This window comes from Rhodococcus sp. KBW08, from assembly GCF_003852455.1.
Taxonomy (GTDB): domain Bacteria; phylum Actinomycetota; class Actinomycetes; order Mycobacteriales; family Mycobacteriaceae; genus Rhodococcus_F; species Rhodococcus_F baikonurensis.
This window is the reverse complement of the sequence record NZ_QAJJ01000017.1, coordinates 504,307-524,547: the sequence shown is the minus strand read 5'-3', so window position 1 is coordinate 524,547 and position 20,241 is coordinate 504,307. Positions and strand designations below refer to the sequence as shown.

Below are 20,241 nucleotides of genomic sequence, written 5' to 3'. Positions count from 1 at the left end.
TTCGAGAGTTGGTATGGCACAAGTCAACGATGTGAGGACTGCTCACCGCTTCAGCCGAAAGATCGGTCCGCCTCATCCTTTCGGTCGGAACCTGGCGGTCCGTCCACCCGTTCGGCTGATTCGAGGCGTCGGTGGCGGTCGATACGCTTGCTCGGTGATCACCACCCAAGGAACTGTTGTGCGACGGCGCGTATGGACCACCACCGCCGTCGCGTTCAGCCTTTTCTGTTCCTTCATGACGGTGGGCATCGCCGGTTCGTCGGGAAACATGCCACCGGTGCTGGTCGGGATCGGGTTCGTCCTGGGCGTTGCCGGCGGGGTATCGCTCGTCTGGCGCCATCAGCATCCTTGGGTGGTTCTGGCGATCACGCTGGTCGGGCCGCTGTTCTTTCCCACTGATGCAACGGCGGCGCTCATCGCGTTGTTCGCCGTTGCCCGGATCGTACGTGGGCCTCGGCTTGCTGCCGCTGCGGCAGCTGTCTTCGTCGTGTGCGGAATTTCGTTGACCTACGACGCTTTTAGAAATCGTGAGTACTCCGTTCTCACGATGGGCACCATGAAACCCAAGGACGGTTCGGCAGTCGTTCAATACGACGTCGCCATCTGGATCCCGTGGCTCGTCGCGGCCGTCATGGTCGGCATCGTCGTGGCGCTCTCTCTCCTGATCCGGACCAGGACCGAACTCGTCGAGGCCGAGCACGTACGGGATCTGGCCACCGAGAAAACCGACGTGATGCGCGACGAGATGATTCGCACCGAGGAACGAACGCGGATCGCTCGCGACATGCACGACACGATCGCCGCCAGCTTGAGCCGGATTTCGTTGTTCGCCGGCGGGCTGCAGGTGAGCGCGGCAGACAATCCCGAGAAGGTCGTCAACACGGCTGCGATGATCAGAACGACCGCGCACGAGGCTTTGGACGAATTGAAGGGAATCGTCGGAGTGCTCAGAGGAAATGGTGATCGTCGCGAACACGGTGGGCATCAAGGGATCGACGCGATCGGAGATCTGGTCAACAGTGCCCGCGCCGCTGGCATTCTCTGCCGTCTCGAATCCGAGTTGCTCCCGGGTGACGTCGGAATGTTGGCGGGGCATGTCTGCTATCGCGTCGTGCAGGAGTCACTGACCAATGTCCAGAAATACGCGAGCGACCAGATGCTCGTCATTTCGGTGACCGGGTCGCCGCACGACGGAATCCGCATCCTCGCACGCAACAAGCTCAGCGAGCTTGCACCCATGACGTCGATCGGTTCGCGATCAGGTCTACGCGGACTGGCCGAACAGGCGCGAGAGATCGGCGGCAAGGTCGAGGCCGGCGCGTTGGGGGACGATTTCCTCGTCAGTTGCTGGGTGCCCTGGTCGTCGTAGCCCGCCCACCCCCTCACTGTCGGGGGCTCTGGGTAATCTGAGCGCACTATGGACGCTGACTCGCGCATCACAGTTTTGATCGTCGACAACGACGCCTGGGTTCGGCGCGGAATGAAGGACATCCTGGAAGCAGCGCCGGACATCGTGGTGGTTGCCGAGGCAGAAGACGGCGATCAGGTCGTAGCCAAGGTCACGCGTTTTCGTCCGCACGTTGTGTTGATGGATCTGAAGATGGCGCGGGTCGGTGGCCTGGAGGCCACCCGAGAATTGATGACCATGAGCAATCCGCCGAAGGTCATTGCGATGACAGCCTTCGACGTCGACGACATGGTCGTGCAGGCCGTCGAGGCGGGTGCGCACAGTTTCCTGAGCAAGGACGCGGCTCCACAGGCGTTCCAGCAGGCAGTACGAGTGGTGGCGTCCGACCACTCGTTGTTCAGCTGCGATTCTCTGCGCGCCATCGTGGCCTCGACGCCGCGTCGGCAAGCCCCCGATCAGACTCCCCTCGCGTCGCTCACCGAACGCGAGCGTGAAGTGCTGGCAATCCTGGCGACAGGCGCGGCCAACAGCGTCATCGCGGAGCGGCTGTACCTCGGTGAGACCACCGTCAAGACGCACATCTCTTCACTGTTCGCCAAGCTCGGCGTGCCCAACCGGGTGGGTGCGTCGTTGATCGCGTTCCGGTGTGGCCTGGTCACGTGACTCGGGACTAATCCCGCCCCTGTTCGTTGTTGCACCTTCGGTGACTGATCAAATCGTGATTGACCAAGACGTGACCATCGAAGTGTGGTCGGACGTCGCTTGCCCGTGGTGCTACATCGGAAAGACCAGGTTCCTCTCGGCTCTGGATCGTTTCGAGAACAAGGACCGCGTCAACGTCATCTGGCGCTCGTACCAGCTTGCTCCGGAGACCCCGGTGGGCGCGGGCCGTACCGAACTCGACGCGTTGGTCGAGATGAAGGGGATGGCGCCTGATCAGGTACGTCAGATGTTCGCCCATGTCAGTGCGACGGCAGCCGAGGTCGGGTTGACCTTGGACTTCGACACCGTGATCGCCGCCAATACCTTTGATGCGCACAGGTTGCTGCATCTCGCGGGTGAGAGGCAGAACGAACTCCTCGAAGCGCTGTTCAAGGCTCACTTCAGCGACGGCAAGGTGATCGACGACCGTGAGGTGTTGGTCGAGCTGGCCGTGAGCGTCGGTCTCGATGCCGATGTGGTGCGCGAGCAACTGGGCTCCGATGCCGCCGCCGAGGCCGTGCGCGAGGATCTGTCCATGGCCCGCCAACTCCAAGTCAGTGGTGTTCCGTTCTTCGTTGCCAACCGTGCGGTCGCAGTGTCGGGCGCTCAGCCCGAAGAGGTGTTTCTGCAGTTGCTTACTCAGGCCTCCGAACCGGCCTGAGTGAGGCGAGCGGCACGTACTGCCGGCGCGTTCGAGAACGGCAACAGATGCGCGCCGTCCACGGGGCAGGACAACGTCACGTGCGCTGCATCGACGAACCGGTACGGCTGCGCTGCAACAACTCCGGCAAGGTTCTTTCGCAGACGTGACATCTCGGCCCGCGCAGTCACCGTGCGGGCCGGGTCACCGAACAGGTCTTGCGCCAACCGAGATGCAGTCAGTCCTCGTCTTTCCGATCCGAGGAGGAACAGAATCTCGGCGTGCCGCTGGGTCGGGGAGTACGCCCATTCGCCGAACCCGGATGTGACGGTCACCGACATGTTCTCGGAATCGCGCAGATCGATATGCACCGTGGGAGCGGTGATTTTCTCGCCGGTGGTGATCGGACGAACCAGCCACCCGCCGGGGAGCGGATCCAGTTCGCACAGGCCCAGAGCCGGAAACCACGTTCTGCCGGGAGCCAAAGCTGCGGGAAGCAGCACGCGCGAGCGATGGGGGAGTGCGTCGACCGCTGCGACCCATCCATGAGTATCGATCACCAATGCGGGTGACCCGCTACGGGCAAGCATCGGCCCTGCAACAGAACGTAATTGATCGAGATTGTCCCTGTGCTTGTCCCGCAGGTGTGATTGGGCGAGGCGTGCGACGGCGTCGACCAGAGCGAGCGTCGTGGGGTGGACGGTCTTCGCCGGACCACTGATGTCCACCACGCCGATGACACGGTCGTCCCGCGGATCGCGGATGGGTGCCCCCGCACATGTCCACGGATGGTGGCTACGCGCATAGTGTTCCGCCGAGAAGATCTGCACCGCCTGTCGTGACACCAATGCCGTTCCGATGGCGTTGGTACCGACGCTGTCCTCGGCCCAGTTCGCCCCTTCGACAAAACCCAGACGCGCAGCCTGGTCGAGTACGCGATGGGAACCGCTGCGCCACAGCACAGTTCCGCGAAGGTCCGCTACGACCATGATGTTCTCACCGCTTGCGGTGACCGATTCGAGTCCACGCGTGACGTCGTCGAGCACGTCGTACAGTCCGGACTCACGACGACGGAGATCGAGTTCGGCAACGTCCATCGACGGTTCGACCCGGTTGTGCTCGGGGTCGATACCGAGTTCGCGCAGGCGCTGCCACGATTGGCGCACCACGTCCCTGGGTCGGGCCGGTGCGCGGTCTCCGGCCATCGTCGCGTCGTACACCGCGGCGAGGGTCCTCGCGTAGTCGCGAGGATCCTCGCCGGGTGGCATCGCGGGTTCGGGCAACCGCCTTTTCTGCGAGGGCACCGTTTTCGGCGAAGGCACCGTTCTCAGTGACGACACTTCGGTCAGCGGTAGACGAGACCGCCGTCGATGAGACCGGCCTGCCCGGTCATGTAGTCGGAATCGGGCCCGGCGAGGTACGAGACGAAACCGGCTACATCGTCGGGGGTTTCAGCTCGACCCAGCGCAATTCCGCCGACGAACTTCTCGTAGGTGGCGCCCTCCGGCGCACCGGTCAGTTCGGCGAACCTCTTGTCGATCGTCACCCACATGTCGGTTCCCACGACGCCGGGGCAGTACGCGTTGACGGTGATTCCGTCGGACGCGTATTCCTTGGCTGCGGCCTGAGTGAGGGCCCTGACCGCGAATTTCGTGGCGCTGTAGACGCCGAGCATGGCGAATCCGTCGTGGCCGGCGATGGACGAGGCGTTGATGATCTTTCCGCGTTGTCCCAGCGCTTGGAACTTTGCTGCTGCAGCTTGAATTCCCCACAGCACACCGTCGACGTTGACGCTCCAGATCTTGGAGACCTCTTCCGGCGTCGCGTCGGAGATCGGGCCGACGAGAGCGATTCCCGCGTTGTTGACGATGACGTCGAATCCGCCCAATTCCTTGTGTGCGTGTTCGACAGCGGCGTTCACCTGTGCTCGATCGCTGACGTCGGCGACAAACGTGGTCGCCTGACGCCCGATCTGTCGAATCTCGTCGGCAACCGCATCCAGCTTGGTCTGATCGAGGTCGACCAGTGCGATGTCGGCGCCGTCGTGGGCGAGGCGGAGAGCGATTCCGCGTCCTATTCCTTGGCCGGCGCCGGTGACCAGAACTACCTTGCCCGTGATGCTCATGCAGTTTCTCCTCGTTGGTAGTGAAACGGTTAGCCGTGAACCGGTGAGTGATTTGTATGTGACGACGACCACAATGCGGAAGGGTTGCACGGTGTTGCAATTCCGAAGAATCGGACTGCGATTGCAACCCTCGGCAACCCTCCCGGTGCCCCGCGCGACAGCTTCATAGTTGCGCGACCACTTCGCGAATCATCTTGCGAGACAATCTGGGAGAGGGAACATGACCGCTACAGTCGACACACCCACAGAACCGGCGACGCCGAACCGGCCACCGTCACGCCGCTGGATCGGGTTCGGGATCACCAATCTTGTGATCGTTCTCGTGCTGGCCGTGGCGAGTTGGTACCTTCTGGCAGATCCGACCACCAGCCCGTGGAATTTCTATCCTTTGCCGTTCAACGCGGCGCTTTTCTGGGCGATCCTGTTTGTGGTGTTCATCGGCTTCAACTGCGAGTTCGCCGGCTTCGATCGACTCCCGCAGCCGGCGAAGGGGCTGGCGATCATGGCCGCGACCGCGGTCTTCGCCGTCGTGGTGACGTGGCTCCTGGCACACGGTTTGGGGAGCTTGTACCCGGATTTCGCGGCCGATCGTGAGGGCGGTCTCGGTTATTTCGCGGGTGCGCTGTTCGTGCTCTTCGGATTCGGGACCTGGGTGATGGTGGTCCTGAACTGGCAGCACTGGCCGTGGACTTCCCTCGGGATGAAGCAACCGCTGGTGGGGTTGTGTGAGATCGCGTTTGTCGCCGTCCCGACGCTGGCGCTGTACTTCGTGTTCGGCCTGCCGTCCGTGTCGCTTTCCGCCACGGATCCGTTGATGACCGTCGACACCGTGCTCGGTTGGTTCTACTGCGTCGTGGTGGTCGTGATCCTGACCGGTCAGACGCTCGACAACTGGCCGTGGCGACTGTTCGGCGGTGGTGGAAAGACGGCGCTCGCAGCCACGATCGGTAACTTCGCCGCGGGAACCGGCTTGTACTTCGTGGCACTTCCGGTCGTGAAGGCACTAGTGGGAAGCGATGCTGTTGCCGAGTTGGGTGGCGTGGTCCATCAGTTCCCGGCGCAGCTCGGTGTGTGCTGGGCGTTCTGGATGATCTTCTGGGCCAACGCCTTCGGCAACAAGCCGACGGGTTTTGCGGACGGGGTCAACCTCGCGATCCGCGCGCTACTCACGTTTGTGCTCGCGGTGGTGACCTTCCTGTTCTATTACCGCTTTGCGGCAGAGAACATTCTTCACGAGCCGGCAGTCGTCGACGGATTACACGGGAACGCACTGGGTTTCGTGGACTGGGCTGTGCTGTGGACCCTGTTCTACGTCGTGGGATTTCAGTCGCTGGGACTCGGCAAGTTGAAACCTGCTGAGGGGTGACACGGTTGCCCGCACGACGGTGCGGGCAACCGGTATCGGTCAGACGTTTGCAGCGGAGATCGACTCGACGGGTGTTTTGCTGCGGGAAGACATCTTTCGGACGGGAATCGACAGCGCGATCGCTGCGGCGAGCAGGGCGAACCCGCATCCGATCAACAGACTGGTGCGGAAGCCGGCTTCCGACGGCAGGATATGGCCATCGGCCTGGATGGTCATCTGTGCGAGAACGACGCCGATGACGGCGGCGCACACAGACGTGCCGATCGAGCGCATCAAGGAGTTGAAGCTGTTGGCAGCAGCAGTGGCGGACGGCGGGACCGCGCCCATGATGAGGGCGGGCATGGAACCGTACGCGAGACTGATGCCGGCGTTGGCGATGCAGGCGACGATCAGCAGCCCCCACGTCGAGCCCATCAGCAGCATCGAAGATCCGTAACCGAGAGCGAGGACGAGCGCGCCTGTGATGAGTGTGAACTTGGGCCCGCGCAGTGCGGTGAGGCGTGCGCCGAGTGGAGAGACCGCCATCATCACGAATCCGGGTGGCGCCATCCATAGGCCCATCGCCAACATCGACTGTCCCATGCCGTAACCGGTGGACTCCGGTAGTTGCAGCAGTTGCGGGATGATCAAGAACTGGGTGTACATCGCGAATCCAGTTGCGATGGAAGCGATATTGGTCAGCAACACCTGCGGCTTCGCCGTCACACGTAGGTCCACGAGCGGGTCGTCGGTGCGTCGTTCGAACCAGACCCAGCCGAGAAGAACGATGATCGTGGTCGCGAACAAGCTCACGGTGGTGCCGCTTGTCCATCCCCAACTGCCGCCTTTCGATACGGCCAGCAGGAGTGAGATCAGGCCGGCTCCGAGCCCGATCGCGCCGATCAGGTCGAACCGTCCGCCGACCTTGTGTACCGGTGTCGCCGGGACGAAGAACCAGGTCAGGATCAGTATCAGCACACTGAGCGCCGCTGATCCCCAGAAGAGTGCCCGCCAGCTGGCGTTCTGAGCTACTGCCGCGGCGATCGGCAGGCCGAGTGCGCTGCCGATTCCCATGGATGAACTCATCAGAGCGATTGCAGAATTGAGTCTCTCCGGCGGAAGCAGATCGCGTAGTGCGCTGACGCCGAGTGGGATCAGGCTGACGCAGATGCCCTGCAATCCGCGTCCGATCACCATCGGAATCAGAGAACTGGCAGTTGCGCAGATGACCGATCCGACTATGAGCGGGATCGTGCAGATCAGAATCAGCCGCCGCTTGCCGTACAGATCCCCGAGACGCCCGGCTATCGGTGTAGCGACGGCGCCCGCCAGGAGCGTCGCAGTGACGACCCACGACGCGTTCGAGGCGGTCGTGTTCAGCAGTGTGGGTAGTTCCGCGATCAGTGGGACGACAAGCGTTTGCATGAGTGCGGCGAGGATGCCGATGAACGCCAGTACGCCGACAAGTCCGCCAGGTCGTACGGCGGGGGCCGTCCGCTCGGCAATAGCGCCTGCTCGTGCCATGCGCGTCTCCTTTGCATATCGCGGGTGGTTCCGGATGCGAAGGGGTGCGCACCGTCGAAGGCGGTTTGAATCGTACATATCGTTGCATTGTTCAACTAGTTTTGTGATCGAGGGATTGGTCACAGTGGGGCGGATTGCAACAGGCTGCAACGCTTGTGACCCGGGCCACTGATGCGATGTGCTGTGTGTCACATTCACAAACAAGGAGAAGTGATGACGCAAACCATCGATTCCGCAGTCGCCCCCGAGGTGAAGCTGACGGCGGTGACACCGCAGGAGCGCGTCGATGCCTGGCTGGCGGATTTCGAGTCGGCACTTGCCGCTCGTGACATCGAGCGTGTTGCAGGCAAATTCGCACTCGACAGTTTCTGGCGAGACTTGGTGTCGTTCACTTGGAACATCAAGACCGTCGAAGGTCGCGAGCAGATCGCCGACATGCTCTCCGCACGACTCGACGACACCGATCCTTCGGGGTTCCGGACCACCGAGACGCCCGACGAGGCCGACGGCGTCACGTCGGCCTGGATCGAATTCGAGACTGCCACCGGGCGTGCGCACGGGCACCTTCGTCTGAAGGGCGATGAAGGTTGGACTCTGCTGACGTCATTGCAGGAACTCAAGGGCCACGAGGAGGGCAAGGGCACTCGCCGCCCGCGCGGCGCCAAGCACGGTGCAGACCCGAATCGCGTCACGTGGGCCGAGCAGAAGGAGATCGAAGACCGCGAACTCGGTTACACCACACAGCCTTACGTCGTGATCGTCGGCGGTGGGCAGGGCGGAATCGCGCTCGGTGCCCGGATGCGTCAGCTCGGAGTGCCGGCCATCGTGATCGACAGCCACGAGCGACCCGGCGACCAGTGGCGCGGACGCTACAAGTCCCTGTGCCTGCACGATCCGGTGTGGTACGACCACCTGCCTTACATGCCGTTCCCCGACAACTGGCCGGTGTTCGCGCCCAAGGACAAGATCGGCGACTGGCTCGAGATGTACACCAAGGTCATGGAGGTGCCGTACTGGAGTTCCACGACCTGCACCTCGGCGTCGTTCGACGAGAAGACCCAGGAATGGACCGTCGAGGTCGACCGCAACGGCGAGAAGCTGACCCTGCGTCCCAAGCAGTTGGTGATGGCGACGGGTATGTCCGGCAAGGCCAACGTCCCGACGTTCCCCGGGCAGGACAAGTTCCTCGGCGATCAGCACCACTCGAGTAAGCACCCCGGCCCGGATCAGTACGTCGGCAAGAAGGTTGTGGTCATCGGGGCCAACAATTCCTCGCACGACATCTGCGGCGCTCTGTGGGAAAACGGCATCGACGTCACGATGGTGCAGCGCAGCTCGACGCACATCGTGAAATCGGATTCGCTGATGGATCTGGGCCTGGGCGATCTGTATTCGGAGCGTGCGCTTGCCGCCGGCATGACGACGCACAAGGCGGACCTCACGTTCGGTTCGCTGCCGTACCGGATCATGCACGAGTTCCAGATCCCGGTGTACGACGCAATCCGTGAGCGCGACAAGGACTTCTACGATCGCCTCGAGAAGGCCGGTTTCGAGCACGACTGGGGCGACGACGGTTCGGGTCTGTTCATGAAGTACCTACGCCGCGGATCGGGTTACTACATCGACGTCGGTGCCGCCGAACTGGTCGCCAACGGAGACATCAAGCTCGCGCACGGCAACATTCGTGAACTGACCGAGAACAGCGTGATCCTCGAAGACGGTACGGAATTGCCGGCCGACGTGGTGGTCTACGCGACCGGCTACGGCTCGATGAACGGTTGGGTGGCCGATCTGATCGGACAGGACACCGCGGACAAGGTCGGCAAGGTGTGGGGCCTGGGCTCGAACACGACCAAGGATCCGGGACCGTGGGAGGGCGAGCAGCGCAACATGTGGAAGCCCACGCAGCAGGAGGCGCTCTGGTTCCACGGCGGCAATCTGCATCAGTCCCGGCACTACTCGCTGTACCTCGCGTTGCAGTTGAAGGCGCGCTACGAGGGTATTCCGACGCCGGTGTACGGGCTTCAGGAAGTGCATCACCTGAGCTGAAACGAGAACTGCTGTGCGCCTTTATTAACCGCCCGCGGTTAATAAAGGCGCACAGCAGGTTCAGCGAAGGGCGTACTTCTTCGCCACGTCGGCGTTCTTGGTCGCGCGCTCGGTGAGGAAGGCAAATGCCAATCCGAGTACGAGCCACAGCGTCGCCTGTGTAGCGAGCGAGGAAAGCCGGAACTCCCACAGCAGAGTTGCCGGGAAATCCTCACCCACCTCGTTGATGCCGGGAAGCGAGACGTAACCGATCGCGACGATCACCAGGAACGCGGCCACCGGAGCAGCGATGCGCACACTGAGGAACTCGTGTCCGGAAACTGCCTTTGCTGCCGCTGCCGCTGCGGTGACGGACAGCAGTCCGAGAATCACGGCGGCCAGCCACAGCAGTGTGCGCTGGTTGATGGTGTCCGGATCTCCGACGGCAGGCGGATTGGCCGGGTACTTGAAGAACGGCACGGCCTCGATGGCCAGCCAACCGCCGACGGCGATGGTGATCGCCAACAACGGTCCGGACATCCCGGTGAGTCGTCGCGCGTAATTCGCGACGACCGAGAAGATCGCGCCGAGTGCCAGTCCGGCCAGCGCTGTGGCCAGGAACAACCCGGCGCGCTGCCCGTCGCGGCTCACCAGTGGTTCTTCTTCGTCCCCGTGCGAATGCCCAGCGGCTTCGCCGGCAGCCTCACCGGTGGCGCTGTTGGCTTCTTCGATCGCAATGGCAGCATTGACGTGCGGTTCACCCAGCACGAACGCAACTCCGCCGGCAAGGATGCCCGCGATCAAACCAGCCAACAAACCACGAATGAGAAGCTTCGTGAAATTGTCGACTAGTGGCACGGCAGGCCCATCAAGTGGCGACCGTCGTGCATCAGTTCATGCATGTACATACCGGTGCGAGAGATAGCGCCCTGGTCGAATCCGACCAGGTAGAGAGCGAGCATCGCGAACAGCACTACTGCAGCGGCAAGGAAAGCCAGACGAGTCGAGTCGATCGACGTATCGGGAGAATAGGCGAGAGCCATCGAAGCCTCCTGGGATTTTCGCGTCCCCTAGGTCCATGCGATGGCCGAAGTGTCTGGCTGTCGAAATGGTCGTGCCGAAAAGACACTTCACCTCGAATTACAGTGGCGCGACCGCTCCGGGCTTTCACCGGATTCCTGTCGGACCATCGCGTTTACATGCGAACTTTTGCACTACTGCCCGCACCGTGTCAACGCGTGAAGCCGAGTTGAGCAGGGATTGCGCCCGCCGCGGCGAGCGCAATCCACGAAATCAGCTCTTGGCGGCTACGTCCAGGACAACTTCGAATTCCAGCAACGACGCACCCGAAGCGACAGGCTTCGCGCGCTCACCGGAGTGTGCTTCGCGGGCAGGGCCGTCACGCCAATCGGCGAATGCCTGCTCGGACTCCCACTGCGTCACCACGAAGTAGCGGCTCTCACCTGCGGTGGGGCGGAGGAGTTGGAATCCGAGGAAGCCCGGTGAGTTCTCGACTGCATGAGCGCGTGCTGCGAAGCGCTTCTCCAGTTCGGGGCCGGCGCCCTCGGGGACCTCGATTGCATTGATCTTCACGACTGCCATGCAAGCGACATTACCCGCGTACCTTCACCGCGTACCGTGACACTCGTGTTGCATGACGAAGGTGGAACGGGACAACCGATTCTGTTGTTGCACGGCCTCATGGGCAGCTCACGAACGTGGCGTCGCCACGTGCCGTGGATCCGCGAGTTCGGCCACGTCTACACCTTCGACGCCGCCGGTCACGGCAGGCCTGCGCCTGCTGAACTGACCACCGAGGCATTCGTCGAGGACCTGGCGTCTGCTGTTGCTTCCGTCGAGGGTCCGATGATCGTGATCGGGCATTCGATGGGGGCGCTGCACGCCTGGTGCTTCGCCGCCGCGCACCCCGACAAGGTCGGTGCCCTCGTCCTCGAAGACATGGCTCCCGATTTTCGCGGACGCACCGCGGCGGATTGGGCTCAGATGATCTCGGCGTGGCCGCAGCCGTTCGCTTCCGAGGACGCGATGAAGGAATTCTTCGGCCCCGTCGCCGGCCAGTACTTTCTCGACTCTTTCGACCGCCGCGACGACGGGTGGTACCTGCACGGCGAGGTGTCGACCTTTCGTGACATCTCGGAGGAGTGGGGTACGCGGCATTTCTGGGATCAGTGGAAGGCGATCGAGGTGCCGACCTTGCTCATCGAGGGGGAGTTCACCATCACTCCGGAAGGACAGATGCGTGAGATGGCCGAGAGGCCGGAAACCCGGTACGTACGTATTGCCGATGCAGGTCACCTGGTCCACGACGATCAACCGCAGCGTTACCGTGACGTGGTGACGGAGTTCCTTCAGACAGTGAGTTGACTGCGGATCGACGCGCCCACCTGCTCCAGTTCGACGGCTCTTCTGGCCAGAAGTCCGGCAGCGAACTTAGCCTTGTCGCCGCGATGGCGTGGGACGACGTGCAGGTGCGAGTGGAACACGGTTTGGCCCGCGGCGCGACCGTCGTTGACCAGAAAGTTGACTCCGTCAGCGGCGATGTCGCAGCGGCGAAGGGCTCCGGCGATGAGCGTCCCGACGCGGAACATCTCAGCGCCCTCGTTGCTTTCGAGAGCATCGAGGTTTTCTGCATGGCGTTTGGGAACCACCAGAGTGTGTCCCCGACTCACCGGTCGGGCATCGAGGAATGCGAGAGTCGTCTCGCTCTCGTGAACGAGAATTGCCGGCTCGGTCAGTGCGACGATCTTGCAGAAGACGCAGGTATCGGTGCTCATGCCTTCAGAATGTAGTCCGAATCAGTTCCGAACCGGGACTACAGCAAGCGCAGCTGACGTGCCTTCGTGATCGCTTCGTTTCGATTGTGCGCGTCGAGCTTCTTGTAGAGGGTACGTAGTTGAGTTTTGACGGTGTTGACGGACACGTACAGTTTGTCCGCCATCGCGGCCGACCCCATTCCCAGTGCCAGAAGTGAGAGGACCTTCTGTTCGCGTTCGGTGAGCTCGACGATGCGAACGATCTCCGGAAAGGATTCAGCAGGACGCTTTTTCGCGAACTCGGCGAGTGCGGGCGAATTCGTTTTCGCCATTGATTCGAGCTTCTCGACATCAGCCGATGCGATGGTCGCGAACGAACGCAGAAGTCCGGTCTGATCCGCGATACTGCACGCTCTGGACCATTCCTGCGCGGCGAGGCGCGGTTCACCCAACTCGGAGTGTGCAACCGCTTGCACCAGAAGCGATTCCATTTGTGCTCGCGGATACGACTCGCCGGACCAGTCGAACTGGTGACACAGGGCGACCGCGGCTTCGTTCTGGCCGATCCGCTGTCGTAGGCGTGCCACCGACGTGAGGGTCCACGGGTTGGTCGCGGGATCGATGATCTCCTTGGCCAGTGCTGCGGCCTTGTTTCCCTCTCCGAGAGCGAGCAGGAGATCGATCTCGGCGGATTGCATCAGCGGGAGCGCGAAAGAGGTAGCCGTGTACTGCATGGAATGCGCTTCGATCGCATTGTGGAGCAACAGTAGTGCCGACGTTCGGTCGCCGGAGGTCAAGGCGAATTGGCAGTGTGCATAGACGACGAATGCCCACAGTTCCTCGGTGTCGGAAGGTAGACCGAGTTCGGTCAGTGTCCCGCGTGCGTCGTCGAAGTCGAGTGTGTCGAGGGCCTCGAGCACCCGTGCCGTGAGGCCGGCGATCTTGACCACAGGTTCCAGCCAACCGCCAGGGTCCGGGTGCTTTTGCTCGAGCTCGAACCAGTATGCGGCCTGGCGAGGTTCACCCGCCAGCGCCCAATTCAGTGCGGCACTGCCCGCGGAGTTGCGAGCGATGAAGTCGACTCCGTGAGACAGCGCGCCGTGGTAGGCCATTCGGGCCTTGATCGTGGATTCGGTGAGCCTGCCGCTCAATTGAAAATTGATCGCCCATTGAAGTCGCATGAGAGGGAGTTGCGCGCTGACGGCTTCCGGGTTGTTCTCCAGCGCACTGCGACTGAGGTGAGACAGGCGCCTGGTGGTTTCTGCCGCGAGCCCGTACTCGCCGGCCATCCTGAGCATGATCGATTGAACGCAGGCAATGCTCAAGGCGTCCTTCGCGCCGGCCTCGCTGCCGAGCTCCCACAGTTCGGTCGGCGATTCGGGTAGCAAGTCGACGACCGCCGAGCGCTCGCTCGGATGCATCGTGAACAGAGCGCGCCCCGCCTCCACGGCAGAGTGTTTGTCTGCAGCTTCCATCGGAATCCGTTGGAGGGCAGAGCGAACCGAGTCCAGGTTGTGGACGATCATCGTCACCCAGTGTTGCTCGACGATGTCTACTGCCAGTGTCCAGTTCTTTGCCTCGACAGCGTAGTCCAGTGCTGACGCGTGATGACCGTTGTCGAGTCGATTGTGCGCGAGGAACGAAAGACGTTGCGCTGGATCGATTCCAGCGTGGGTGTGGCGCGCAAGTATCGATCGACGAATTGCGGGCGGCAACTCCCAGGTTTCTTCTGCTTCGGTCTCGACCCGCGACAGCAATCCGGATGTCTCGAGTATCGCCAGGCGCGCGCGAATCTGATGAACGGTCTCGGCAGCGTCCGGGCGTTGGGACTCGAACAGCATTGCGGCGATGTCGACGGTGATCGATCGCGCAAAGGCCGTCGCGAGCAGGAACTCGAGTTGCTTCACGTGCTCGGCGGTGGTGAGAACGGAATTGTTCACGTAATCGTCTATCGCCCGCACGATGTTCTTTTTGATCATCTGCCCGCGGTTGCCGGTGCCGGTGCCGGTGCCGGAGACGCGGACGGCGGGAACGGCGACGCGAACAAGCGCGGGCAGTCCTCCCGTCAAGGATGTGATTTGTTCGGAATCACCGTCAGTCGGTTGTACGCCGGCCTGTTCCAGCACATGGGCGGTATCGGCTGTCGTGAACAACAGCTCACTCGCACTTATCACCTCGTGGTCGGTGTCGAGCAGGTACGGCTCGGAGAACATGCCGAAGCCCGAGAGCGTGACCACGAGGTCCAGGTTGTGGCAGAGGGTGAGGAGTTCGATCAGCTGATCGTCCAACTCTGGTTCCGCTGTCAGATCCGGCCTGATCAGCACGAGCAGCACGGGGCGGCTGAGGGCGTTCAGGGATTTGGCGACAGCGGTGAAAGGATCGGCGAGATCGTCGATGTCGGGCAGTGCGATTCCGGCGGCATGGATTCGATCGAGGACAATGGCCCAGAAATCTTCGAGAGTCGACGAGGGCTGTGGGGCCGAGACCCAGACGAGTATTCGTTCGGATGCCAGATGAGCGCGCAGCCACGATGCGATCAACGACGATTTCCCGTGACCGTTCGGTGCACGGACGATGGTCAGCGCGGCGCGCCGGTCAAGTTTCGAGAACAGTGCCTGCCGGGGAATCGACGTCGAGAGAGTGCGCCTTTCGGGAATAGCTGCCCAGTCATGGCCGTCCATCCCGAACATCAGCGCGGACCCTTTCTGCTTTCGCGCCCCGCAGTAATTGAAGAGTTTGGGCGGATTGTCTCGATCCATCTATCTACAGGGAGGAGCGTAGCTGGTGCGAATCCAGAGCGTGCGATCCCGGGCAATTCACCCGGGACTTCACCCTGGGTGAGAGAAGTTCACCCGCACAATCACGCCGTCACCATTGGCTTTCGCGGCCGTCGAGCGACTTCTATTGAACGTAGCTCGGGATTCGCCAAATGTGGCCGCGAGTGCCTGTCGGGAGCCCCGAGAGTCAGACTTCGAAGGAGCGTCGTGAGAACTCGTCTGTCAGAGGTGTGGTCGAAGGCCGTTTTCGTCGGACTCCGACCGAGGGCGTGGCGGAGAGGAGTGCGAGGTATCGGCGTCGTTGTCGTGACCGGAGCTCTGGTGGTCGGCGCTGCTGCGCTCGGTGTGCTTCCGATGCAGTCGGATGTTCGATTGGCAGCCGAGGGAGACTTCACGCCTGCCTTCACCGTCGAGTTGACGGCCATCGACGGTGCGCCGCCCTTCGATCCAGCCGACGGCCCGGGCCTCGATTCCGGACCGTCCAACGCGATTGTCCGAGAGGGTGATCCGGTGACGTACGTCGTCGACATCGGTGTCCGGGGCACATCGCTCTCGGACGTGGTCGTACAACTTCAGGTGCCCCGAGGTTTCACTCTGCCGTCCCTGCCGGGCTACTGCGGAGTCGGCTCGGACATCGACGAGGCCGGGTTACTGTGCTTGATAGGGGATCTGGAAGCGGATCGATTCTTCACACGAACTGCGACGATGATTGCGGGCAAGCGGGAAGATACCGACGGTCTACCGACAGCAGTAGTGGTCACTGCCGATAGTGGTGCGGTTCGCGTGCGGTCGAACGACGTCACTGTGCGCGTGTCGACTGGACCGGGAGTGTGTGATCCACAAGGGAATTCCGTCGACGGACAAACGGTTCAGGAGGATCCGGTAGTTGCGAACGGGCAGATCTCGGGTCTGGTGACGTCCGGCACCACGCAGACAGTGGCGATCATCGGTATCGATCAATGCGGGCACGCGACAGCGCGGACAGTGAAACCGTTCGAGGGTCACTTCTCGTTTCTCGGACTGTTACCGGGGACGTATCGCGTCACGGTCGACGGCCGAGCGCTGGTGGACGTGGTGCTGGAACCAGGTGCAATGGCGGTCGATGGCCTGACGTTCTGATACAGCTTCGCAGTGATGGCAGCACCCGTAACGGCAACAGTCTATGGAGGATCCAGTGCGTGAAAGCCTGGGCGTTGTATTCGAAAACGATTCAATTTCAACAGCTCTCGTAGATGCGGACACACCCCTTCTGGGCTCGATCGACGAGTTCCGTCACCCCTGGGGTGCAGACGGGACCGTTCCCTCTCCGCAGGCGTCGGCACGCGCGCTCGCGTCCGCTGCCGAGGTCGCCACCGGCCGGGCCCTGCGCTCGAATCTGTGTCCCACAGTCGTCGGGGTTATGTGCGAGCGTGCGGACGTGCGTGACCTCGTTCCGGATTCGTTGTCCTCCAGTTCTTTCGAGAACGTGGAGTTGGTCAACGGTCTCGACGCTCGGCTCGCCTACCTGCGGGCGGTCGACGCTCTGAATGGTGTTTCGTCGATTCTCGTGTTCTGGCCGGACGGCGGTGAGACCGTGATCGCGGCCGTCGACCCGAGTGCCGGTGTCGTGGACTCGGCGCACCGTTACGACACCGCTGAGTTGCTTGCAGACAGCTCGACATTTGCTGCGACATTGGACCTCCTCGTCGCCGAACGAGACCCGGTGCCCAAGATGCTCGTCGCGATGCTCGTGAAGGAAGAGTCTCGGCAGCCGTCCGCCGAAGCCGCTGAACTGGCAGGTCTCGGCTTCCTGTTTCTCGGCGAGCGGACCCAACTCGCGATTGGCGCTGCGCTGGTGGCGGCCGATCGGGGAGCTGACGTTCGGTCCGGTGGCGGCATGGCTGTCCGGCCCGTCAACAGGATCCGGTGGGCGGCGGCAATAGTCCTGCCACTTCTGCTCATGCTGACGGGGTTGCTGATCGCGCTGTCTCCAGACGGATCGCGCGCGGTGTCCACGGATCGTCCGAACGTCGGCGCGGAGCCGGCGACCTCGACCAGTGGACCTCCGCCCGGCGCCGCCCTACCGATTCCGGCTCAGACCCCTTGCGACCCGGCGGTACCTGCCGTTCCTGCTGCACTGCGGCGTTCTGATCCGGACGTCGCACCGCCTCAGGCCGACGAACCCGCAGCCGAAGAATGCAACCCGATGCGAGTCGGTTAAGCCGTACCCTCTCCGGCCAGCGCAAACAGGCCGTCATCCGTCTGCTCGACCAGTCCGTCGACGAGCAGGGAATGCAGTGCGCGGTCACGCTGACCCGGATCGTTCGGCCAGACGATGTCGAGTTGCGCGCGTTCGACCGGACGGTGACTCTCACGAAGAACGGCCATCAATTTTCCTCGTACCTGGCGATCGGTTCCCGCGAACTTCTGCACCTTCTTGGGCGGTCCGGTGTGTGCCGGTTTGCCCGAAGCGACCCAGGCGCAGTTCGGCAACGGGCAGTTTTCGCAGTTCGGCGTCCGCGCAGTGCAGATCAGTGCGCCGAGTTCCATGAGAGCTGCGCTGTAGGTGGCTGCGCGCGCTCGCGTCCGCGGCAGCAGCGCCGCGACATCGGCCAGGTCGCGTGTGTTGGACGGATTGCCTGGTTCGGCGTTGCCATGAACGGCCCGTGCGACAACGCGTCGTACGTTGGTGTCCACCACCGGCACTCGCTGTCCGTAAGCGAAGCACGCCACGGCGCGGGCGGTGTAGGAACCGATCCCCGGCAGCGAGAGCAGGATGTCGACATCTTCGGGCACCACGTCACCGTGCTCGGCAGCCAGGACGCCCGCGCATTCGTGAAGCCGCAGCGCGCGTCGTGGGTAACCGAGTTTGCCCCAAGCGCGAAGCACTTCTGCCTGACTCGACGCCGCCATCGCCGACGGAACCGGCCAGCGCTGCACCCACTCTTCCCAGATGGGCGCGACACGCACCACCGGCGTCTGCTGGAGCATGATTTCGCTCATCAGGATCTGCCAGGCACTGACGCCCTCGCGTCGCCACGGCAGATCACGGGCCGTATCGGAGTACCACTCGAGCAGCACCGAAGATTCCACTGCCACCGCTACCGACACACTCCTCGAACCTGCGCTCCCGGTCGACGAAGGACACGTCGACGTGTGGAGGTCACTTTATCGGCAGTGACCGACAGTCATTTCTCGTGCCCGAAAACCGGGAGGGAGTGGCATCGAGACCACTCACCCCCCGGTTGAATCACGATGCGTACTGAGCGTTCGCAGTCTCCACTCGTGTGCCTACGACTGGCGAGCGTCCGGAGTATCGGCGAACGATCACGTAGAGGCAGATCAATCCGATGGCACCGGCAGCGGCGAGGAAGGAACCGACTTTCCATGCGTTGTCCGGATTGCCGTTGATCAGCATCACCATGATCATCGGCGCGAAACCCCCGATGATTGCGGATATCTGATAGCCGAGTGAAGCGCCCGAGAATCGAATCTCCGGTGGGAACAGTTCAGCGAAGAGCGTTCCCTGCGTACCGGTTTGGAGGGACATTGCCACCACTCCGACGATAACCGCGACGGCAAACGGCCAGATCGTGTCCGGGCTGGACCCACCGATCATCAGCCACATCGGGATACCCCAGAGCATCATGGCTGCGGTGCCGAGGCCGAAGACGAGTTTGCGACCGTAGAGGTCGGACAGGTATCCCGCCAGCGGAACCAGGGGAATCTGTATTGCGCATGCGATCAGGATGTAGGTGAGGACCGTCGACCGCGGTATCTCCAGGTAGGTGGTCGCGAACTGAACCGACCCGGTGATCATCGTGTAGAAGAAAATCACGCCGATGGCATTGGCGCCCGCTGCAGCGAGGACGGTGCCCGGGTTCTTCTTGAGAACTTCGAGGATGGGGGATTTCCGAACTACCGGCGATTCGGCCAGTTTTTCAGCGAGCGCTTTGAACTCGGGCGTCTCTTCGAGATAGCGGTGGATGAGGAATGCCACAGGAAGCATGATCAAGCTGATCCAGAACGGGATCCTCCATCCCCACGAAAGGAACGAATCAGCCGCGAGAGTTGCTGTCAGAACCAGGAACACGATATTGCCCAGCACCACACCGATCGGAACACCGAGTTGGGCGAAGCTACCGAAGAGCCCGCGGCGGTTTGCCGGTGCGTTCTCGGTGGCAAGCAATACGGCTCCGCCCCACTGTGCTCCCACGGCCAAGCCCTGACAGATTCGCAGCGTCACGAGGATGGCCGGGGCAAGCCACACGACATTGGTGTTGGGTACGAAACCGACCAAGGAGGTTGCCACAGCCATCAGAACCACGGCGGCAACGAGCACGGGCTTTCGTCCGTACCGGTCACCGAAATGACCGGCGAGCACTCCACCGATGGGACGGGCGATGAATCCGACTGCGACGGTGGCAAACGAACTCATTGCAGCGACCACCTCGCTGTCGGTGGCGAAGAACGTCGAGTTGAACACGAGCGCAGCGGCAGTCGCGTAGATGAAGAAGTCGTACCACTCCAGGGAAGTGGAGATCGCGGCTGCAAAGGACGCGCGCCGAGATCTGCCCGGGCGCTCCACCGCAGATTCGGTGTTGTTGGTCATCGCGATTCGCTCTCTGTGGGGTCGTTCAGGTGAGTTCGGTCAGGACGTGAGTTGCGGCAAGTTCGGTGTGCAGACGACGCAATATCCAAGTGCGAGTGCGATCTTCGATACGAGAAGTCATATCTCGCCATCGTTGCCCTACGGGAGGCGCTCGGACACTCGGGTGGCGAAGGCGTCCACCTCGAGGCAGTCGGCGAGGTGCGCGGTGTCTCGCGTGGCAATGCGGAGGTGCTCATGTTGCCCGCACTCCTTCGTTCCAATTTGCCAAACGATCGTTCGGCTGCGAGCCATCATTGACCTAACGATCGTTAAATGTCAATAGTCGAG

18 protein-coding genes and 1 riboswitch are annotated in these 20,241 nt (G+C 62.4%); of the genes, 8 read left to right on the top strand and 10 right to left on the bottom strand.

The window, feature by feature from the left end; genetic code table 11:
- The first annotated feature begins 13 nt into the window (after positions 1–13).
- The 3 genes from DBV08_RS23030 to DBV08_RS23020 are packed head-to-tail and all read left to right on the top strand — an operon-like array spanning position 14 to position 2,771.
- Positions 14–1,369 carry a sensor histidine kinase gene (locus DBV08_RS23030; protein WP_124568953.1) on the top strand — a complete coding sequence of 452 codons (1,356 nt, stop codon included), beginning with the start codon at positions 14–16 and terminating at the stop codon, positions 1,367–1,369.
- 48 nt (positions 1,370–1,417) lie between these two features.
- Entirely contained in the window at positions 1,418–2,071 is a 654-nt protein-coding gene (locus DBV08_RS23025; protein WP_124568952.1) for a response regulator transcription factor, read from the top strand.
- 55 nt (positions 2,072–2,126) lie between these two features.
- Positions 2,127–2,771, top strand: coding sequence for a DsbA family protein (locus DBV08_RS23020; protein ID WP_234036727.1), 645 nt, complete (start codon positions 2,127–2,129; stop codon positions 2,769–2,771).
- Here the strand turns inward: DBV08_RS23020 and DBV08_RS23015 are convergent.
- Together DBV08_RS23015 and DBV08_RS23010 are read right to left on the bottom strand one after the other, a co-directional pair.
- Complete coding sequence (locus DBV08_RS23015; protein WP_124569058.1) at positions 2,750–4,018, bottom strand: GAF domain-containing protein; 1,269 nt, start codon at positions 4,016–4,018, stop codon at positions 2,750–2,752. The genes DBV08_RS23020 and DBV08_RS23015 overlap by 22 nt on opposite strands.
- A 77-nt stretch (positions 4,019–4,095) precedes the next feature.
- On the bottom strand, positions 4,096–4,875 hold the full coding sequence (locus DBV08_RS23010) for an acetoin reductase (RefSeq protein WP_095970851.1): 780 nt from the start codon (positions 4,873–4,875) through the stop codon (positions 4,096–4,098).
- Positions 4,876–5,095: 220 nt separating this feature from the next.
- On the opposite strand from DBV08_RS23010, the gene DBV08_RS23005 reads away from it, so the two are divergent.
- A complete protein-coding gene (locus tag DBV08_RS23005; protein WP_124568951.1) occupies positions 5,096–6,241 on the top strand; it encodes a hypothetical protein in 1,146 nt (381 codons plus the stop codon).
- Positions 6,242–6,280: 39 nt separating this feature from the next.
- On the opposite strand, the gene DBV08_RS23000 is transcribed toward DBV08_RS23005, so the two are convergent.
- Positions 6,281–7,744 carry an MFS transporter gene (locus DBV08_RS23000; RefSeq protein WP_124568950.1) on the bottom strand — a complete coding sequence of 488 codons (1,464 nt, stop codon included), beginning with the start codon at positions 7,742–7,744 and terminating at the stop codon, positions 6,281–6,283.
- A 213-nt stretch (positions 7,745–7,957) separates the two neighbouring features.
- Between DBV08_RS23000 and DBV08_RS22995 the strand changes: the two genes are divergently transcribed.
- Entirely contained in the window at positions 7,958–9,793 is a 1,836-nt protein-coding gene (locus DBV08_RS22995; protein WP_124568949.1) for an NAD(P)/FAD-dependent oxidoreductase, read from the top strand.
- A 60-nt stretch (positions 9,794–9,853) separates the two neighbouring features.
- Here DBV08_RS22995 and DBV08_RS22990 read toward each other — a convergent pair whose 3' ends face one another.
- The 3 genes from DBV08_RS22990 to mhuD all read right to left on the bottom strand — a co-directional run bounded on the left by DBV08_RS22990 (position 9,854) and on the right by mhuD (position 11,374).
- Positions 9,854–10,630 (bottom strand): CbtA family protein, encoded by a 777-nt coding sequence (locus DBV08_RS22990; protein ID WP_095970854.1) that lies wholly within the window; start codon positions 10,628–10,630, stop codon positions 9,854–9,856.
- The gene (locus DBV08_RS22985; RefSeq protein ID WP_003945915.1) at positions 10,621–10,815 is read right to left on the bottom strand and encodes a CbtB domain-containing protein; all 195 of its coding nucleotides are present in this window, start codon (positions 10,813–10,815) and stop codon (positions 10,621–10,623) included. Before DBV08_RS22985 ends, DBV08_RS22990 begins: the two co-directional genes overlap by 10 nt.
- A gap of 4 nt (positions 10,816–10,819) precedes the next feature.
- A riboswitch (cobalamin riboswitch) is annotated at positions 10,820–10,951 on the bottom strand.
- 114 nt (positions 10,952–11,065) lie between these two features.
- Positions 11,066–11,374, bottom strand: a complete 309-nt coding sequence (mhuD, locus tag DBV08_RS22980) for a mycobilin-forming heme oxygenase MhuD (RefSeq protein WP_007726927.1) — start codon at positions 11,372–11,374, stop codon at positions 11,066–11,068.
- 45 nt (positions 11,375–11,419) lie between these two features.
- Here mhuD and DBV08_RS22975 point away from each other — a divergent pair, with 45 nt between their 5' ends.
- Positions 11,420–12,157, top strand: coding sequence for an alpha/beta fold hydrolase (locus DBV08_RS22975; RefSeq protein WP_095971015.1), 738 nt, complete (start codon positions 11,420–11,422; stop codon positions 12,155–12,157).
- Here the strand turns inward: DBV08_RS22975 and DBV08_RS22970 are convergent.
- Together DBV08_RS22970 and DBV08_RS22965 are read right to left on the bottom strand one after the other, a co-directional pair.
- Positions 12,142–12,567, bottom strand: a complete 426-nt coding sequence (locus DBV08_RS22970; protein ID WP_095970855.1) for an HIT family protein — start codon at positions 12,565–12,567, stop codon at positions 12,142–12,144. The two genes, DBV08_RS22975 and DBV08_RS22970, sit on opposite strands and share 16 nt — an antisense overlap.
- Before the next feature lie 38 nt (positions 12,568–12,605).
- Positions 12,606–15,305 carry a LuxR C-terminal-related transcriptional regulator gene (locus DBV08_RS22965; RefSeq protein WP_124568948.1) on the bottom strand — a complete coding sequence of 900 codons (2,700 nt, stop codon included), beginning with the start codon at positions 15,303–15,305 and terminating at the stop codon, positions 12,606–12,608.
- Between the two features lie 225 nt (positions 15,306–15,530).
- On the opposite strand from DBV08_RS22965, the gene DBV08_RS22960 reads away from it, so the two are divergent.
- Complete coding sequence (locus DBV08_RS22960) at positions 15,531–16,442, top strand: hypothetical protein (protein ID WP_124568947.1); 912 nt, start codon at positions 15,531–15,533, stop codon at positions 16,440–16,442.
- 55 nt (positions 16,443–16,497) lie between these two features.
- A complete protein-coding gene (locus DBV08_RS22955; RefSeq protein ID WP_260395715.1) occupies positions 16,498–17,523 on the top strand; it encodes a hypothetical protein in 1,026 nt (341 codons plus the stop codon).
- Here the strand turns inward: DBV08_RS22955 and DBV08_RS22950 are convergent.
- Both DBV08_RS22950 and DBV08_RS22945 read right to left on the bottom strand, forming a co-directional pair.
- Positions 17,520–18,401 carry an A/G-specific adenine glycosylase gene (locus tag DBV08_RS22950; RefSeq protein ID WP_124568945.1) on the bottom strand — a complete coding sequence of 294 codons (882 nt, stop codon included), beginning with the start codon at positions 18,399–18,401 and terminating at the stop codon, positions 17,520–17,522. The genes DBV08_RS22955 and DBV08_RS22950 overlap by 4 nt on opposite strands.
- A gap of 151 nt (positions 18,402–18,552) precedes the next feature.
- The gene (locus DBV08_RS22945; RefSeq protein WP_095970860.1) at positions 18,553–19,914 is read right to left on the bottom strand and encodes an MFS transporter; all 1,362 of its coding nucleotides are present in this window, start codon (positions 19,912–19,914) and stop codon (positions 18,553–18,555) included.
- Positions 19,915–20,241: the final 327 nt, after the last annotated feature.

Excerpts from the sequence above, each read along its gene's own strand:
- DBV08_RS23030 (WP_124568953.1), top strand. The coding sequence starts at position 14 with ATGGCACAAGTCAACGATGTGAGGACTGCTCACCGCTTCAGCCGAAAG.
- DBV08_RS23025 (WP_124568952.1), top strand. The coding sequence starts at position 1,418 with ATGGACGCTGACTCGCGCATCACAGTTTTGATCGTCGACAACGACGCC.
- DBV08_RS23015 (WP_124569058.1), bottom strand. The coding sequence starts at position 4,018 with ATGCCACCCGGCGAGGATCCTCGCGACTACGCGAGGACCCTCGCCGCG.
- DBV08_RS23010 (WP_095970851.1), bottom strand. The coding sequence starts at position 4,875 with ATGAGCATCACGGGCAAGGTAGTTCTGGTCACCGGCGCCGGCCAAGGA.
- DBV08_RS23005 (WP_124568951.1), top strand. The coding sequence starts at position 5,096 with ATGACCGCTACAGTCGACACACCCACAGAACCGGCGACGCCGAACCGG.
- DBV08_RS23000 (WP_124568950.1), bottom strand. The coding sequence starts at position 7,744 with ATGGCACGAGCAGGCGCTATTGCCGAGCGGACGGCCCCCGCCGTACGA.
- DBV08_RS22995 (WP_124568949.1), top strand. The coding sequence starts at position 7,958 with ATGACGCAAACCATCGATTCCGCAGTCGCCCCCGAGGTGAAGCTGACG.
- DBV08_RS22985 (WP_003945915.1), bottom strand. The coding sequence starts at position 10,815 with ATGGCTCTCGCCTATTCTCCCGATACGTCGATCGACTCGACTCGTCTG.
- mhuD (WP_007726927.1), bottom strand. The coding sequence starts at position 11,374 with ATGGCAGTCGTGAAGATCAATGCAATCGAGGTCCCCGAGGGCGCCGGC.
- DBV08_RS22970 (WP_095970855.1), bottom strand. The coding sequence starts at position 12,567 with ATGAGCACCGATACCTGCGTCTTCTGCAAGATCGTCGCACTGACCGAG.
- DBV08_RS22965 (WP_124568948.1), bottom strand. The coding sequence starts at position 15,305 with ATGGATCGAGACAATCCGCCCAAACTCTTCAATTACTGCGGGGCGCGA.
- DBV08_RS22945 (WP_095970860.1), bottom strand. The coding sequence starts at position 19,914 with ATGACCAACAACACCGAATCTGCGGTGGAGCGCCCGGGCAGATCTCGG.